Source organism: Cupriavidus sp. YR651, assembly GCF_900101625.1.
GTDB lineage: Bacteria > Pseudomonadota > Gammaproteobacteria > Burkholderiales > Burkholderiaceae > Cupriavidus.
Genome location: NZ_FMYZ01000031.1, coordinates 1 through 15,539, shown reverse-complemented (window position 1 = coordinate 15,539; position 15,539 = coordinate 1). Strand labels below are relative to the sequence as shown.

Genomic DNA, 15,539 nt, shown 5'->3' with positions numbered 1-15,539 from the left:
GGCGGCTCAACGAACGTCCGCGCAAGACACTAAACTTCGATACACCGGCTGAACGATTCCAACAAGCTGTTGCATCGACCGGTTGAATCTGCAACCCGTCTCTGCCACTGAGGCGGGTAGTTCCAGTGGCAGCTTTGCAGCCGATGGCCGACATGGGTTTCAATGAAGACGATTCCCACTCGACTGTGCAAATCAATGAAGTTTTCCCGAACAATTGTCTCAAGGATGCCAAGCGGATGGCTTCGCGGTCTGCCCGCGGGAGCCGGAGATCAGATATGACATTTCGCGGCCCGCAGCCAGCATCAGTTCGGCGTATTCGCTCAGCTTGTCGCGGGTCAGGCGGCTGATCGGGCCAGAGATGCAAAGCGAGCCTGCTAGCGTCCAGTTGATGCCAAACACGGGAACTGCAATGCTGGAAACTTCGGGCTCGCGTTCCCCCATAGAGATGAAATAGCCGTCTTTGCGGATCGTTTCGTACGGCTCGCCCATTTCACCGGCAAAGGCCCGCAAAACACGGCCGGGGGCGCCAATCAACGGCAGCCTTTCACCTACGCGCACGTGGTGTCGCACCGCGCCGGGCCCTTCCACACGCACCAGGCAGGCCCGCGTGTCGCCCTCCCTGACGTAAAACGCGGCACTCTCTCGAGTCTCGTACGAGATGCGTCGCAACACGGGTTCGACCGTTTCGCTAACGCGAAATGCGGCCTGATAGCGTGCGCCGAGCCATCCCGCCGCAGCGCCGAGTCGCCATTGGCCATCGTCCCTTTGCACCAGATATTCGGATTGAGCGAGCGTCCTCGCGGTGCGCAAGACAGTTGATTTGCCCATGCCGACGCGCCGACTGAGTTCAGCGAGCGTGAGCGCGGTGTCGTCCGCCGAAAACGCTTCCAGGATCAGCAATGCCCGCGTCACTGCGATGATTGTGTCTTTATCACCACTTTCTTTGGCGTCTTCCAAACCGAGCGACGTGTTCCGTTTCATGGCATGCGTTCCGTACTAGACAACGCGATTGTACACCTCGCAACGACTCCCTATAGTTAGCGCATAGAACAAGGCTAAACACGGAGACAACCTTGAAACGGACTACCCGCCTTCTGGCCGCCTGCGCCATTTTCGGCCTATTGCCGCTGTCCGCAGTGGCCGAGACCTATCCCACCAAGCCTATTCGCCTGATTGTGCCGTTCCCGCCGGGCGGAGCGCCGGATGCTTTCTCGCGCGCCATCGGCAATCAGATGAGCCGCGACCTTAAGTGGACGGTAGTCATCGATAACAAGCCCGGCGCCGGGGGCAATCTGGGCATTGAAGCCGCTGCGAAGGCGGCGCCAGACGGATATACGCTGGTGTTCGGCCAGACCAGTAACCTGGCCATCAATCCCTCGCTGTACAAGAAGCTCCCGTACGACCCGGGCAAGGACCTGGTTCCGATCGGGCTGATCGCCTCCGCGCCACTGGCGCTCGTGGTGGCGGGCAACTCCCCATACCGCAACCTCGGCGAAGTGCTGGCAGCAGCCAGGGCAAAGCCGGGCACCGTCACCTTTGGCACGCCAGGCAACGGCACCGTGGCTCATCTCGCCATGGAACTGTTGCAAAAGCAGGCCGGCGTGAAGCTGCAGCATATCCCTTACAAGGGCGCGTCGCAGGCGCTGACTGACGTGCTGAGCGGGCAGGTTGCCATCTATATTGGTTCCGTGCCGACCGTCATGGGGCAGATCAAGAACGGCAAGCTGCGCGGCCTGGCGGTGACTTCGACCAAGCGCTCTCCGCAGCTTCCCTCGACGCCTACGGTCACGGAAGCCGGTGTGAAGCAGTTTGAAGCCGATACCTGGTTCGGCCTGCTCGCGCCCGCCGGCACGCCTGCGCCGATCCTTGAAAAGCTCAATGCCGAACTGAACCGCGCCCTGAAGACGCCTGACGTCAAAACCAAGATCGAAGCCGAAGGCGGTCGTGTCCTCGGCGGCAGCAGCACGGAATTCGCATCGTTGATGCAGAAAGACCTGGCCCGCTGGCGAGTGGTGGTCAAGGACTCCGGCGCCACCATCGACTGAACGCCGACGCGCTTCCGTCACCAAGCACTTCCCAACCACTTCGCATCACTGCAGAACCTCCCGCTGTGGGAACCAGGCGGGGGTGGGATGCATTCGCACTTTTCCAGGAGCAACCATGTCCGCGCAACCGACCCTCCCTGATGTCATCCGTGATTTTGAACGAGTACCCGCCGAGATCGTCCGGCAGGCTTCGGAGTTCGCTTCATCCATTTTTGCTGACGTGGCCGGACGCCGCGGCGGCATGCACGGCCGCATTGCGCCGCTCAGCCCCACCAGCCGCTTCTGTGGCACCGCGCTGACGGTGGAAGTGCGACCGGGTGACAACCTGATGATCCATGCGGCCATGGCGCTGGCCCGCCCGGGCGACGTCATCGTGGTCGATGGCAAAGGCGACCAGAACAGCGCGCTGATGGGAATCATCATGGTCCAGCAGTGCATCGCGCTGGGCGTGACCGCCGTCGTGCTCGATGCCGCGTCGCGGGACGCCGATGAAATCCGGGAGGCGGGCTTCCCGATGTATTCCGTTGGCACCAACCCCAATGGCCCGACCAAGTTCGTGCCGGGCCGGGTCAACCACCCGATCCAATGCGGTGGCGTCAGCGTATGCCCGGGCGACCTGGTGATAGGGGACGCCGACGGGGTCGTGGTCATCGAACGCGATAAGGCGGCTTCGCTGATCGCCGCCGCGGCCGAGAAAGTAGCCGGCGAGCGCAAGCGCATCGACGGAATCAAATCGGGCAAGGCCTTGCGTCCGGCCTGGCTGGATGACGCGCTGCGCGCTGCGGGCGTGCTGAAGGCGGGAGAGGCACTGTGAGCGCCGCCAGCAAGCCTGTCATTGTGGTGACTGCGGCAAATCTCGCCCCGCAAGCCGTCGCCTTGCTATCCGATTACGAACTGATCTATGCCGGCAAGGCCGCCAGCGAAGAGGAAACGGCCGACCTGTGTCGCCGCCATGCGCCTGTGGCGATCATCGTGCGCACCAGCAAGGTGGGTGCCATGGCGCTCGACGCGGCGCCGTCCATCCGCGTGTTGTCCAAGCACGGCAGCGGCATCGACAACATCGACCAGCAAGCCGCGCAGGCGCGTGGCGTGAAGGTGATGGCGGCCGCCGGCGCCAATGCTGCGGCCGTGGCGGAGCAAGCCATGGCGCTGTTGCTTGCCTGTGCGAAATCCGTGGTGCACCTGGACCAGCGCACGCGCACGGGGCATTGGGACAAGGCGACGCACCAGAGCCTTGAATTGAAGGGGCGTACGCTGGGCCTCATCGGCCTGGGTGCGATCGGCCGCCGCTTTGCCCGCATGGCAACCGCCATGGATATGAACGTGCTGGGTTACGACCCCTTCGCTACAGAGGTACCCGGCGATATCCGTGCGGTCGGCCTGGATACGATCTGGCGCGAGTCCGATGTCGTGTCGTTCCATTGCTCGCTTACCGCCGACAACAAGGGCTTGCTGGGTGCAGAGGCATTGTCGGCTTGCAAGGACGGTGTCATCGTGGTCAATACCGCGCGTGGCGGCCTGATCGACGAGGCGGCACTGCTTGCGGCGGTGGAGAGCGGCAAGGTTGCGGCAGCCGGCCTGGATTCGCTGGCACAGGAGCCTCCTGCTCCGGACCATCCGTTCTTCCGTCATCAGAAGTTCGTGCTGAGCCCCCATATCGGCGGCGTGACCAGCGACGCCTACGTCAACATGGGCGTAGCGGCCGCGACGAACGCGCTGGCGGTGCTCGGCGGGCAACACTAAGGAGCGGGGCATGGCGTCAACTCAACTTCGCTGGAAGCGACAGCCGGAAGGCAGTCATTGGGGGGAATTCGGCCCGGATGATCAACGCGGCCGGATGAACCTGGTCGATCGCGCCAAGGTGCTGCAGGGTGTGGCGGAAGTGCGCGAGGGCCTCACGTTCTGCCTGTCGCTGCCGCTTGACTATCCGGGCGGGCAAACGATGAACGTCCGCCGCCAGCCCCCGCGCCGCTTTGCCGTGCTGCGCGACGGCAAGAGCGCCGGGCAGCAAGGCTTCTGCTGGTCTTATCAGTCAGAAGACCCCGACCTGACCGATGTCGTCAACGACGACGTGGTGTTGATGAGCCTGCAGTACTCGACGCAATGGGACAGCCTTGCGCATGTCGGCAGCCATTTCGACGCGGATGGCGATGGCAAGGAAGAGCCGGTGTTCTATAACGGCTACCGAGGCGGCGAGGATGTCATCGCGGGCACTGAGATGCAGGCCACTGAACCGTGGGCGCGCTACGAGAATCCCGAAGCCCGCGCGCTGAGCATTGCGGTGCTGGCCGAGCATGGGGCGCAAGGGCGCGGCGTCATGATCGACCTTGAGCACCACATCGGCCGCAAGCGCAACGCCGTCGGTTATGACGCGCTGATGCGCATACTCGATGCCGACAAGATAGCGGTCGAACCAGGCGACATGGTGTGCCTGCATACCGGCTTTGCGGACACGCTGCTGTCGATGAACAAGATGCCAGACCTGCGCGTGCTGCATGAAACCGGGACCGGGCTGGACGGCCACGACAAGAAGCTGCTCAACTGGATCACCGACGTGCGGCTCGCCTGCCTGCTGGCAGACAACCCGGCCGTAGAGCTTGTCGTGCCGAAGCCGCTGACGCCATCGCCGATCCGTGGCCCCCGGCTGCCGCTGCACGAGCATTGTCTGTTCAAGAACGGCATTCATCTGGGCGAACTGTGGCACCTGACGCCGTTGGCGCGGTGGCTGCGGGCACATCAGCGCAGCCGCTTCCTGTTGACCGCACCGCCGCTGCGCTTGCCCGGCGCGGTCGGATCCCCGGCAACTCCCATCGCTACCGTTTGATTTTTCATCACATAAGAATCTGGAGTAGAGACATGTTCAAGCCCATCACTGCCCGGCTGCTTTCGCTCGCATTGCTTGGCCTCGGCATTTCGCCGAACGCCTCGCACGCCGCACCCGCAGCCTATCCGGACCGGCCCATCCGGCTGGTTGTGCCCTATCCCGCGGGCGGTGCCGCCGACACGGTTGCGCGCACTCTTGCCGCGCCGCTTGGCGCCAAGCTGGGCCAGACCATCGTGGTCGACAACCGTCCCGGTGCAAGCGGCGTGATTGGCGCGGGCGCGGTGGCAAAGGCCGCGCCCGATGGTTACACGCTGCTGCTCGACGCCACCGCGCATTCGGTCAATCCAAGCTTGCAGGCGCGCTTGCCATATGACACCGCTAAGGACTTCGCCCCCATCTCGCTGGTGGTGCTGGTGCCGAACCTGCTAGTGGTGCCGCCCAATTCTCCATTCGAGTCACCGAAGGACATTGTTACTGCCGCTAAGGCGAAGCCGGGCAAGCTGACCTATGCTTCAGCGGGACCGGGCACGGCACAGCACCTGGCGGCGGAGTTGTTCCGGCAGCAGTCGGGACTGAATCTGCTGCACGTTCCCTATAAGGGCGGCGCGCCGGCGCTAAGCGACCTGATGGGTGGCCAGGTCGACATGATGTTCAGCAATATGGCGGCGTCATACCCGTTAGTCGCGGGCAAGAAGCTCAAGGTGCTGGCCACGACGGGAACGAAGCGGTCTGCCGCGTTGCCAGACACGCCCACGATTGCCGAATCCGGCTTGCCGGGCTATCAGGTCTACGAATGGAACGGGCTCTTTGCCCCGGCCGGTACGCCACAGGCGATTGTCGATCGGCTCAGCGCGCTGACGCGCGAAGTGCTCAACTCTCCAGAGGTTTCTAAGCGGCTCGCCGCCATCGGCGCCGAACCGGCCGGCTCGCGGCCCGAGGACTTCCGCAAGTTCGTCGAGGGCGAGACCGCGAAATGGGCCAAGGTTATCAAGCAAGGCAGCATCCGGGCCGAATAACGATACTCAGCACCGAGGCCCATGATGTCTATCGGCAATACGAGCAGCACTTATGCGCAGCTTGATTTCATGGATCTATCCGAAGGGCAATCAAGGCGGAGATTGTGAAGGAAGTTGCCTGGCACATCCGATCAGGCGGCATCGTGTTACAGGACGCCGCCGACATTCTTGGTGTGCCTCCATACGATATCGCACTGGCCCTGTGTGGCGAGCTCCCGGACTTTCGCCCTGCCGAGCTGCGTAGCTGGTTGGATCGTCTGAGCTCCTCGCCTATGTAATGCCTTAACCCAGAAATCTCGATCCGAGGCGGCTTGCGGACCTTTTTCAGTCGGTCGCGGGCCCCATTCCAATGGCCGGAACTGGCCGAACTGAGCCAAAGTCGCGCGGACTGGAGGACAGTCTTAGGGCGTCGTGGACCGCCGCCGACGATCCACGTGCGCCGAGCACCGCCGCAACACATAGCGAAGAGTTCCCACGACCCGCGCGTCACGCGCTTGGAAGGCCCTCGGCCTTCCGGGCGGCCCGCACGCTTGGGCGCTCGCGCATGCGCGCCAGAAATCCGCGGATGGCTGGGTATTGACTCATGTCGATACCGACGCGTGACGGCCAGCTCAGGACGTTGAAGAGGTAGCCATCGGCCGCGCAGAACTGGTCGCCGAGCAGATAATCGTTGTTAGCGAGATGCGCTTCGATATAGGCAAAGCGGGGCGCGAGATTGCCCTGGGCGAACTGCTTCTTCGACTCCGCATCGATGAGCGGGGAGAACATCACGGCCATGCCCTTGTGCATATCCGTAGCCACGAAGTTGATCCACTCGAGCGCTTTGTAGCGCGCCTTCGTGCCAACTGGTGGCAGCAGGTTGCTTTCCGGGAACTGATCCGCGATCCATTGCAGGATGACCGCGCCTTCCGTGATCACCTCGCCGTTGTCGAGTCTCAGCGCCGGGATCATTCCCTTGGGCGCGACGTCGAAGTAGTTACCTTCGCTGCTGGTCTTGGTATCGAAGTCGACCTTCACCAGTTCGAATTCCTGTCTCGCCTCGCGCAGTGCGATTTGAGGCGAGAGTCCGCAGGAGCCGGGGGAAAAATATAGCTTCATCATTGAGAGATTTCCTTTGAGTGGAATGGGAGTTAAACGCTGTCGGGGGCGACGAAATGCGGCCATCGGCGCATGTGGGCTATAAAGCGTTCGCTCAACCCACCCGCGCGCAGGTATTGCGCGGTGACCGGAAGCCGCGGGCTGTCGTAGTACGGGTTGGCCTTCACCTGTAGCGGGAAGTCGCGTTGCAGGATGCCGGCGCGCCCGATCAGTACGAAGTCGCAGCCTTCGTCGAGCAGTTGCGCGGCGCGCTGCGCGCTCATGATTTTCCCGGCGACGCCGAGGCGCACGCGTTTGCGGGGCAGGTCGGCGAAGACACTCAGCATGCGCTGGCCCCGGAACGTGCCTTCCTCAACGATTTGCGCCGAGTCCCAGAGTGCGAGATCGAGGTAATCGATCAGCTCGCGATCGAGGATGTGCGCGGTGATCTCGCGCAGCTCTTCCAGTCGCAGCCCATACCGCTCGACCGACAGCCGCCAGCCGATCTGGAAATTCGGGCCGCATGCCGCGCGAATGCCTTCGATCACCTCGATGGTCAGGCGCGCGCGATTCTCGACGCTGCCGCCATAACGATCCGATCGACCGTTGAGTTCGGGCGACATGAACTCGGACAGGATCCATCCGAACGCGCCATGGAGCGCCACGCCATCGAAGCCGGCACGCTGCGCGCGCCGCGCGGCGGCGATGAAGCTGTCGCGAATGCGCTCGATCTGATCCATGCGCAATGCCGACGCCGGCGTAGGCCGGCCGCCGAGCAACGTATTCGCGCGATGGCCCGCATGATGCAGTTGCACCGCGGACAGGCCACCGCCGGCACGGATCGCGGCCGCCATACGCGTCAGGCCGTCCAGCTGCGCATCGCTATGAATGCCCAGCTGTCGCGCAAACGCGATGCCACTGGCTTCCACCGTCGCGGCAGCTGTCTGGACCAGCGCGTATTCGCTCCGCGCTACCTGCGCGATCCAGTCGAGATCGAACTCGGAAGTCGAGCCATCCATTTCGCTCTGCTGATTGGTGAGCGGCGCGAGCATAAAGCGGTTGCGCATGGCAGGGCCGTGCAACAGCGTGAGGGGTTGGAACAGATCGGCAACGGACATCGTGGGTCTCCGATTATTTGACTTGGTGGTCCCAGCCGCCGCCCAACGCGCGCACGAGGTCCACCGTGGCGCGTGCGCGGTCGCCTTCCGACTGGATGCGCAATTGGCGCGTGCGCAGCAGCGTGCGTTCAGCATCGACGACGATCAAGTAATCGACATCGCCTTCGCCGAAGCGCGCCTTCGCCGAGCGTGCGACGCGTGACGAGGCTTCCTCGGCGTCGCGCTGATAGACGATGCGTGCGTCCACGGTGCGGATCGACACCAGTGAGTCCTCGACCTCGCGAAACGCCTGCAGCACGGTCTTGCGGTACTGCGCGACGCGTTCCTCATACAGCCCGCGCGCCCGCGCGAGATCGGCCTTGCGCCGGCCGCCGTCGAAGATCGGCAGGTTCAGCGCGGTGCCGACCAGCGGCCCGAACAGGAACGTGCGTTGCGACCAGTTGAGCAGGTTGCCGAGATCGTTGGACTCGTAGCCCAGCGCGCCGGTCAGCGAGAGCGTGGGGAAGAACGCGGCCTTGGCCACGCCGATACGCGCGTTCTCGGCCGCCATGGCACGCTCCGCGGCGGCGATGTCGGGCCGGCGTTCGAGCAGCGTCGAGGGCAGCCCGGGTGCCAGTCGCACCGAGATCGGCTGCAACGGCTCGACGTCGAGCCGCAGCGATGCGGGCGCCTTGCCGAGCAGAATCGCCAGCGCATGCGCGGCCAACGCGTATTGCTGTTCCACGGCCATGTGGTCGGCCTGCGCTGTCAGCAGTTCGGTCTTTGCCTGATCGACCACATGGCGCGCGACCGCGCCGACCTCGAGCTTGCGCACGAGCAGCGCCACGGCGTCCTCGCGCAGCTGCACGGTCTCCCGCAGCAGGCGCCGTTCGCCTTCCAGCTGCCGCAGCCCGAAATACGCGCGCGCCACGTCGGCCTGCACCACCAGCAGCATCTGATGCGCGAGCACCTGCTGCTGCGCGGCATCGGCGCGCGCGGCGTTGACCGACGACGCGACGCGCCCGAACAAATCGACCTCGTAGGCCACCGGAATCTGCGCACGCCACAGCGTCTGAGTCGAGCCGGGCGCGCCATCGCCGCGCCCGTCGGCGGCCCCCGAGGTGCGCTGACGTGTGGGGCCGAAGCCCGCATCGATCTCGGGGAACCACGCCGCCTCGCTGCGCGAGACCAGCGCGCGGGCCTGCTGGATACGCGCCATCGCGATGCCGACGTCAGGGTTGGCCGCGAGCGCGGCCTCTTCGAGTCGCGTGAGTTCGACATCGCCAAACACGGCCCACCATGGCGAGGGCGCCTGCTGGTCCGCCGGTTGCGCCGGTTGCCAGCGGCCCGGCTCCTCGCTCGGGCTCAGTCCATCCGCTTCCATGTAGGTGGCCGGCACGTCGACCTCGGGCATCTGCCGCACCGGTGCCAGCGAGCACGCCGTCAGGGTGAAAACCGCCGCCGCGAGTGCCACGGCGCGCATCGTTTGTGGGACGCTCATGCGTGCTCCCCGGTGGAATGGTGGGGGACGAGCGTGGGCGCTTCGTGATGCGTGGCCGAGCGCAGCGGCTTGCCGCCGCTCAGCGCGCGCACCACCACATAGAACACCGGCGTCAGGAACAGTCCGAACAGCGTGACGCCGATCATCCCGAAGGACACCGAGATCCCCATGGCCTGACGCATCTCCGCGCCGGAGCCGGTGGACATCACCAGCGGAATCACACCCATCACGAACGCCAGCGACGTCATCAGGATCGGACGCAGTCGCAGGCGGCTGGCCTCGATCACGGCCTTGACGGTCGACATCCCCGCCATTTCGAGTTCACGCGCGAATTCGACGATCAGGATCGCGTTCTTCGACGCTAGCCCGACCAGAACGATGAGACCGATCTGCGTAAAGATGTTGTTATCGCCATGCGTGAGCCACACCCCCAGTAGCGCCGAGAAGATGCTCATCGGAATGATCAGGATGATCGCGAACGGCAGCGACAGGCTTTCGTATTGCGCCGCGAGCACGAAGAACACGAGCAGCACGCACAGCGGCAGAATCCATACCGCGCTATTGCCCGCGATGATTTGCTGATAGGTGAGATCGGTCCATTCGTAGGTCATGCCCGGCGGCAGCGTTTCCGCGGCGATGCGCTGAATCGCTGCCATCGCCTGATCCGACGAGTAACCGGGCGCGGGACTGCCGCCCACATCGGCCGAGGTAAAGCCGTTGTAGCGCAGCACCTGATCGGGGCCGTAGGTCTGGCTGATCTTTGCCACCGACGCGATCGGAATCATCTGCCCAGACTCGCTGCGCACATGCAGCTGGCCGATATCGTCCGGCTTCGAACGGAACTGGCCGTCGGCCTGCATGCGAACCTGATACACGCGCCCGAGGAAGTTGAAGTCGTTGACGTAGTAGGCGCCGAGAAACGCCTGCAACGTGCTGAAGATCGCCGGCGTATCGACGCCCAGTTGCTGCGCCTTCTCGCGGTCGATATCCACCTTGAGCTGCGGCACGTTGACGGTGTACGTCGAGAACAACGGACCGAGTTCGGGCGCTTCCGCGGCTTTCTTGATAAAGGCCTGCGTGGCGTTGTAGAGCGCTTCGTAGCCCAGATCCGAACGATCCTCGATCTGCAGCTTGAAGCCACCGAGCGTGCCGAGGCCGTACACCGGCGGCGGCGGGAAGATACCGGTGAAGGCATTGCCGATCGTCGCATATTCGCGCGACAGGTCCGCGGCCACCTGATCTGCGCTGATGCCCTTGCGGTCCTTGAACGGCTTCAGCAACACGAAGCTCAGCGCGGTACTCGAGCTCTTGGTCACGCCGTTGATCGACAGGCCGCTATAGCTCGACGTACCCATCACGGCCGGATGACTGAGCGCGATCTCGTTCATTCGGGTAATCGCGGCTTCGGTGCGATCGAGCGTGGCGCCCTCGGGCAACTGCGCGAGACTGACGAGATATTCCTTGTCTTGCGCGGGCACGAAGCCACCCGGGACATGGTCGGTCAGCCACCACGTGGCGCCCACCAGCCCGACATAGATGGCCAGCAGCGCGCCCTTGTGCCGCAGCAGCCGGCCCACGCCGGTTCCGTAGCCTTCCGATGCACGATAGAAGCCACGGTTGAAGCGCGTGAAGAAGCGGCCGAACAGCTTCTGCGTGACACGCGTCACAGCATCCGGCGCGGCGCCATGTCCCTTCAGCAGCATGGCCGAAAGCGCGGGCGACAACGTCAGCGAGTTAACCGCCGAGATCAGCGTGGAGATCGCAATGGTGACGGCGAACTGCTGATAGAACTGGCCCGTGAGGCCGCTCAGGAACGCGAGCGGCAGGAACACGGCTGACAGCGTCAGCGCGATCGCGATAATCGGGCCGCTCACCTCGCGCATTGCCTGATAGGTCGCCTCGCGCGGCGACAACCCGCGCGCGATATTGCGCTCGACGTTCTCGACCACCACGATCGCATCGTCCACCACGATCCCGATCGCCACCACGAGTCCGAAGAGGGACAGCGTATTGATCGAATAGCCAGCGAGCAGCAGGAATGTAAACGTGCCGACGATCGAGATTGGTACCGCCAGCAGCGGGATGATCGACGCGCGCCAGGTTTGCAGGAACAGGAACACCACCAGCACGACAAGCGCCACCGACTCCAGCAACGTCTTGATCACCGCATCGATGCCGGACTGCACCGCGCGGCTCGGCTCGTAGACGATGCGATAGTCGACATCCTCCGGGAAGTCCTTCTTCAGCTCCTCCATCACGCGATGCACGTCGCGCGAGATCTGGAGCGAGTTGGCCCCAGGAGCCTCCTGCACGGTCACGGCAACAGCAGGCGAGGTATCGAGCGTGGCGCGAATGCCGTAGTCTTCCGCGCCCAGTTCGACGCGTGCCACGTCGCCGAGGCGCGTGATCGCGCCGCGCCCATCGGCTTTGATGACGATGCCCTTGAACTCCTCGGGCGTCTTCAGCCGGCCGTCCGCGTTGACGTTGAGCTGGAACGCGGTATCGGGCGAGGCAGGCGCGCCGCCGATGGTGCCAACCGCCGCCTGAATGTTCTGACGACGAATGGCCGCCGCGACATCGTTCGCGCTTAGACCGCGTTCCGCCAGCGCGGACGGGTCCAGCCACACACGCATGGCATAACCGCCGGGCCCCCAGATCGATACATCACCGGCTCCCTGAATCCGCGCCAGACGGTCCTTCACGTGAAGAATCGCGTAGTTACTGATGTAATTGTTGTCGTACGTGCCCTTCGGCGACACCATGTGCACCGCAATGGTGATCATCGGCAGGTTCTTGACTGCCGTCACGCCAAGGCGCTGCACGTCCTCGGGCAGTCGCGGTACTGCCTGCGACACGCGCGTCTGCACGATCTGCTGCGCCTTGTCGGGATCGGTGCCGAGCTTGAACGTGACCGTCAGGAAGAGATGACCGTCACCGCTGGCCTTCGAGTCCATGTACAGCATGTTCTCGACGCCGTTGACCGATTGCTCCAGTGGCGCCGCCACGGTCTCGGCGATGGTCTTGGCATTGGCGCCCGGGTACTGCGCATGGATCACGACCGACGGCGGGATCACCTGCGGATACTCGGACACCGGCATCGTCAGCGACGACACGATTCCCGCGAGCAGGATCAGCGCCGACAACACGCCCGCGAAGATCGGGCGGTCGATAAAGAATTTCGATATATTCACGACCGGCCTCCGTCGGCGGCGACGGCGGTCACGACGGTACCGGGCGGCGCACGGAACGCGCCATCGACGACGACCTTCGCGCCCGCGGGCACCCCGCTGCGCAGTACGCGCTCCTTGCCGTGCGTAGTGCCCAGCTCCACGAAGCGACGCTCGACCTTGTTCTCGCCGTTGACGACGAGCACATACTTGCGGTCTTGATCGGTGCTGACCGCGTCGTCATCGACTACCACCGCGTTGTAAGACAGGCCGCCTTGCAACCGCACGCGCGCCTGCAGACCTGGCAGCATCTCCGGGCCGACGTTGTCGATGCGTGCACGCACACGCACGGTGCCGGAGCGCGTATCCATCTGGTTGTCGAGCGTCTCGATCACGGCCGGGTAGGGGAACGTGGTCTCGTTGGCCAGACCGACCTTCACCGCCGGCCGGGCACCCGCGCGCAGGGACGGCGCAATCAGCCGCAGATAGCTTTGCTCGTCAACGTTGAACGAAGCGAACAATTTGGTATCGGACACTATCCGCGTAAGTACGGCGGCCTCCCCCCCGGCACCGACCACGTTGCCCACGGTGATCTCGGCACGCGAGACGCGCCCGGCGATCGGTGCCTGCACCTTCGTATAGCTCAACTGCAACTGCGCATACGCGAGCGTGGCCTGCGCCGCCTTCAGTGCGGCCGCGGCCTCGCGCGCGGCGTTGTCGAGCGCATCGAATTCACGGCGCGCGATTGCGTTCGACTCCATCAGGCGCTGGCCGCGTGCCTGTTCGAGTCTGGCGTGGCGCTGCCGCTCTTCCGCCATCGCCACGTTGCCCTGTGCCTGACGCACCTGCGTCTCGTACGGGGCCGGGTCGATTGTGAACAGCGGATCGCCCTGACGCACGCGCTGGCCATCCTTGAAATGGACCGCCAGCAGCGTGCCGGGGACCTTGGGCCGCACGTCGACGACGTCCACCGCCTCGAGCCGGCCGGTGTAATCCTGCGTATCCGAGAGCGAGCGCTCCAGGGCAGGTTTGAATTTGACGGTAGGGGGCGTGACGGCAGGGGCCGCGCGGACTTCGGAACCGTGGTGCCAGAGGGTGCCACCGGTGCCGATCACCATCACGACGGTCGCGGCGAGGGCCAGTTGACGCTTGTTGAGGGAGTGCATGAGACGGACTTAACGGGCTTCGATGCCCGCAGTCTGGTCTTGCGGCGCTGCCGCATCCAGACATAAACTTGGCTAACTCTTTTGCCTATTATGGAATAATCGTCTGCATTACCCTAGGCACCAGTGGGCTTGGAAGGGAAGCCGGACCCATGGCTAATTGCCCCGATGGCAACAAATCACCCAGTGAGGAGCGACGTTTGGACCGTCTTCAGTCGATGCAGATCTTTGCCCGCGTGGTGGAGATGCACAGCTTCAGCCGAGCCGCGGAAAGCCTGTCGTTGCCGCCGTCGCGCGTGACGCGCGTGGTGAAGGAGCTGGAGGCGTTTCTCGGCGTGCGACTGCTGCAACGCACCACACGCCATATCAGCCTAACGCCTGACGGCACGCTGTACTACGACCATTGCCGGCGTTTGCTCGCGGAAATCGAAGTGGTCGAGGCGAGCTTTCCCGGCAGTGCAGGCCGTCCGCGTGGGCGCTTGCGCGTGGATATGACGCTGTCGCTCGCGCGGCTGGTTGTGTTTCCGGCCATCAAGGACTTTCAGGCCCGGTTTCCAGACGTGGAGCTCACGCTAAGCGTGTCCGATCGAACGGTCGAACTAGTGCAGGAGGGAATCGATTGCGTGATCCGGGCGGGCACACCAGAGGATTCGCCAACGCTGGTGGCTAAGCGTATCGGCGCCTTCGACTGGGTCACCTGCGCCTCGCCCGAGTACCTTGCCCAACATGGCGTGCCGAAGTCGCTCAAGGATCTGGATAACCATCAGGCGGTGGGGTACCTGTCCACCCGCACTACCCGCACGCTGGATTGGCACTTCGTGGTGGAGGGCGAGGACCGCTTCGTGAGAATGCGCGAACGGCTGATCGTTAACGACACGGACGCATACGTTGCGTGCGCGGTGCAGGGACTGGGGCTGATTCGCGCGGGGAGCTACATGGTGCTGCCCGAACTTATCAGCGGCCGTCTCCGTCGGGTGCTGGCGGAGGTGCCGGCACCGGCGTGCCCGTTGTCGGTGCTGTATCCCAAGAACCGCCATCTGTCGCCGACGGTCAGAGCTTTCGTCGATTGGGTGAGCGGCGTCGTGCAGGAAGCGGAGGCAGGTTGGCGCATCGACGCCGTCAAAGCATTTACAGGGTCTGTTCGATAATTGATAGCCTTCTTTAACGGTCAAACGCCAGGCCGCTGCCCGCTAAGCATCTAGGTACTTCACTTCAAAGTGAGCCTCCAGTGACAGTTCAAGGCCGTTCTGAGACCAGAAACGGTCGTCGGCGGCTAGACCTCTGAATGTCGGCTTTTGGCCGAGGTTGTGTGAAAACGCTAGTGCGTCGCCTAGACTGAAGAAACTTCTCAGCGCGGGACGGTCTATGAAGCGATTCATCGAAGGCGAAGATCGACAGCAAGTTACGCTGTTGCCCGAATGTCTCGACGACTTTATCGGCGAAGACAACCCTGTGCGCGTCATCGATGCCTTTGTTGATGAGCTGGATCTGCATAAGCTCGGCTTTAAGGGCGCGGCTCCTGCATCCACCGGTCGGCCGGCATATCACCCGTCTGTCTTGCTGAAGATTTATATCTATGGCTACCTCAACCATATCCAGTCCAGCCGCCGCCTGGAGCGCGAGACTCAGCGCAATATCGAATTGATGTG

At 63.8% G+C, this 15,539-nt stretch carries 13 protein-coding genes; 7 read left to right on the top strand and 6 right to left on the bottom strand.

The genetic code is table 11. The features are described 5' to 3' along the window. Window positions 1-219: 219 nt before the first annotated feature. On the bottom strand, window positions 220-981 hold the full coding sequence (locus tag BLR29_RS31240) for an IclR family transcriptional regulator (protein WP_092143838.1): 762 nt from the start codon (window positions 979-981) through the stop codon (window positions 220-222). A gap of 146 nt (window positions 982-1,127) precedes the next feature. Here BLR29_RS31240 and BLR29_RS31235 point away from each other — a divergent pair, with 146 nt between their 5' ends. From BLR29_RS31235 to BLR29_RS31215, 5 genes are all read left to right on the top strand, one after another. Further along, entirely contained in the window at window positions 1,128-2,045 is a 918-nt protein-coding gene (locus BLR29_RS31235) for a Bug family tripartite tricarboxylate transporter substrate binding protein (RefSeq protein WP_369804743.1), read from the top strand. Between the two features lie 115 nt (window positions 2,046-2,160). Continuing rightward, on the top strand, window positions 2,161-2,859 hold the full coding sequence (locus BLR29_RS31230; protein WP_092143832.1) for an RraA family protein: 699 nt from the start codon (window positions 2,161-2,163) through the stop codon (window positions 2,857-2,859). Beyond that, the gene (locus BLR29_RS31225) at window positions 2,856-3,788 is read left to right on the top strand and encodes an NAD(P)-dependent oxidoreductase (protein ID WP_092143829.1); all 933 of its coding nucleotides are present in this window, start codon (window positions 2,856-2,858) and stop codon (window positions 3,786-3,788) included. The genes BLR29_RS31230 and BLR29_RS31225 overlap by 4 nt, the downstream gene beginning before the upstream one ends. Window positions 3,789-3,798: 10 nt before the next feature. Further along, window positions 3,799-4,869: a cyclase family protein gene (locus tag BLR29_RS31220; RefSeq protein WP_092143826.1), complete on the top strand. Its 1,071-nt coding sequence runs from the start codon at window positions 3,799-3,801 to the stop codon at window positions 4,867-4,869. Window positions 4,870-4,901: 32 nt separating this feature from the next. Continuing rightward, entirely contained in the window at window positions 4,902-5,885 is a 984-nt protein-coding gene (locus BLR29_RS31215; RefSeq protein ID WP_092143823.1) for a tripartite tricarboxylate transporter substrate binding protein, read from the top strand. 486 nt (window positions 5,886-6,371) lie between these two features. On the opposite strand, the gene gstA is transcribed toward BLR29_RS31215, so the two are convergent. The 5 genes from gstA to BLR29_RS31185 are packed head-to-tail and all read right to left on the bottom strand — an operon-like array spanning window position 6,372 to window position 13,893. Continuing rightward, window positions 6,372-6,986 (bottom strand): glutathione transferase GstA, encoded by a 615-nt coding sequence (gene gstA, locus BLR29_RS31205; protein WP_255371541.1) that lies wholly within the window; start codon window positions 6,984-6,986, stop codon window positions 6,372-6,374. 29 nt (window positions 6,987-7,015) lie between these two features. Further along, window positions 7,016-8,080 (bottom strand): oxidoreductase, encoded by a 1,065-nt coding sequence (locus BLR29_RS31200; RefSeq protein ID WP_092143819.1) that lies wholly within the window; start codon window positions 8,078-8,080, stop codon window positions 7,016-7,018. 13 nt (window positions 8,081-8,093) lie between these two features. After that, on the bottom strand, window positions 8,094-9,560 hold the full coding sequence (locus tag BLR29_RS31195; protein ID WP_092143816.1) for an efflux transporter outer membrane subunit: 1,467 nt from the start codon (window positions 9,558-9,560) through the stop codon (window positions 8,094-8,096). Further along, window positions 9,557-12,751: an efflux RND transporter permease subunit gene (locus tag BLR29_RS31190; RefSeq protein ID WP_092143813.1), complete on the bottom strand. Its 3,195-nt coding sequence runs from the start codon at window positions 12,749-12,751 to the stop codon at window positions 9,557-9,559. The genes BLR29_RS31195 and BLR29_RS31190 overlap by 4 nt, the downstream gene beginning before the upstream one ends. After that, window positions 12,748-13,893, bottom strand: coding sequence for an efflux RND transporter periplasmic adaptor subunit (locus BLR29_RS31185; RefSeq protein ID WP_092143810.1), 1,146 nt, complete (start codon window positions 13,891-13,893; stop codon window positions 12,748-12,750). The genes BLR29_RS31190 and BLR29_RS31185 overlap by 4 nt, the downstream gene beginning before the upstream one ends. A gap of 197 nt (window positions 13,894-14,090) precedes the next feature. Between BLR29_RS31185 and BLR29_RS31180 the strand changes: the two genes are divergently transcribed. Continuing rightward, a complete protein-coding gene (locus tag BLR29_RS31180) occupies window positions 14,091-15,038 on the top strand; it encodes a LysR family transcriptional regulator (RefSeq protein ID WP_092143807.1) in 948 nt (315 codons plus the stop codon). A gap of 217 nt (window positions 15,039-15,255) precedes the next feature. Further along, the coding region (locus BLR29_RS31175) for a transposase (protein ID WP_143018519.1) at window positions 15,256-15,539 on the top strand (284 nt) is incomplete at its 3' end.

Excerpts from the sequence above, each read along its gene's own strand:
- BLR29_RS31200 (WP_092143819.1), bottom strand. The coding sequence starts at position 8,080 with ATGTCCGTTGCCGATCTGTTCCAACCCCTCACGCTGTTGCACGGCCCT.
- gstA (WP_255371541.1), bottom strand. The coding sequence starts at position 6,986 with ATGATGAAGCTATATTTTTCCCCCGGCTCCTGCGGACTCTCGCCTCAA.
- BLR29_RS31215 (WP_092143823.1), top strand. The coding sequence starts at position 4,902 with ATGTTCAAGCCCATCACTGCCCGGCTGCTTTCGCTCGCATTGCTTGGC.
- BLR29_RS31230 (WP_092143832.1), top strand. The coding sequence starts at position 2,161 with ATGTCCGCGCAACCGACCCTCCCTGATGTCATCCGTGATTTTGAACGA.
- BLR29_RS31220 (WP_092143826.1), top strand. The coding sequence starts at position 3,799 with ATGGCGTCAACTCAACTTCGCTGGAAGCGACAGCCGGAAGGCAGTCAT.
- BLR29_RS31195 (WP_092143816.1), bottom strand. The coding sequence starts at position 9,560 with ATGAGCGTCCCACAAACGATGCGCGCCGTGGCACTCGCGGCGGCGGTT.
- BLR29_RS31240 (WP_092143838.1), bottom strand. The coding sequence starts at position 981 with ATGAAACGGAACACGTCGCTCGGTTTGGAAGACGCCAAAGAAAGTGGT.
- BLR29_RS31185 (WP_092143810.1), bottom strand. The coding sequence starts at position 13,893 with ATGCACTCCCTCAACAAGCGTCAACTGGCCCTCGCCGCGACCGTCGTG.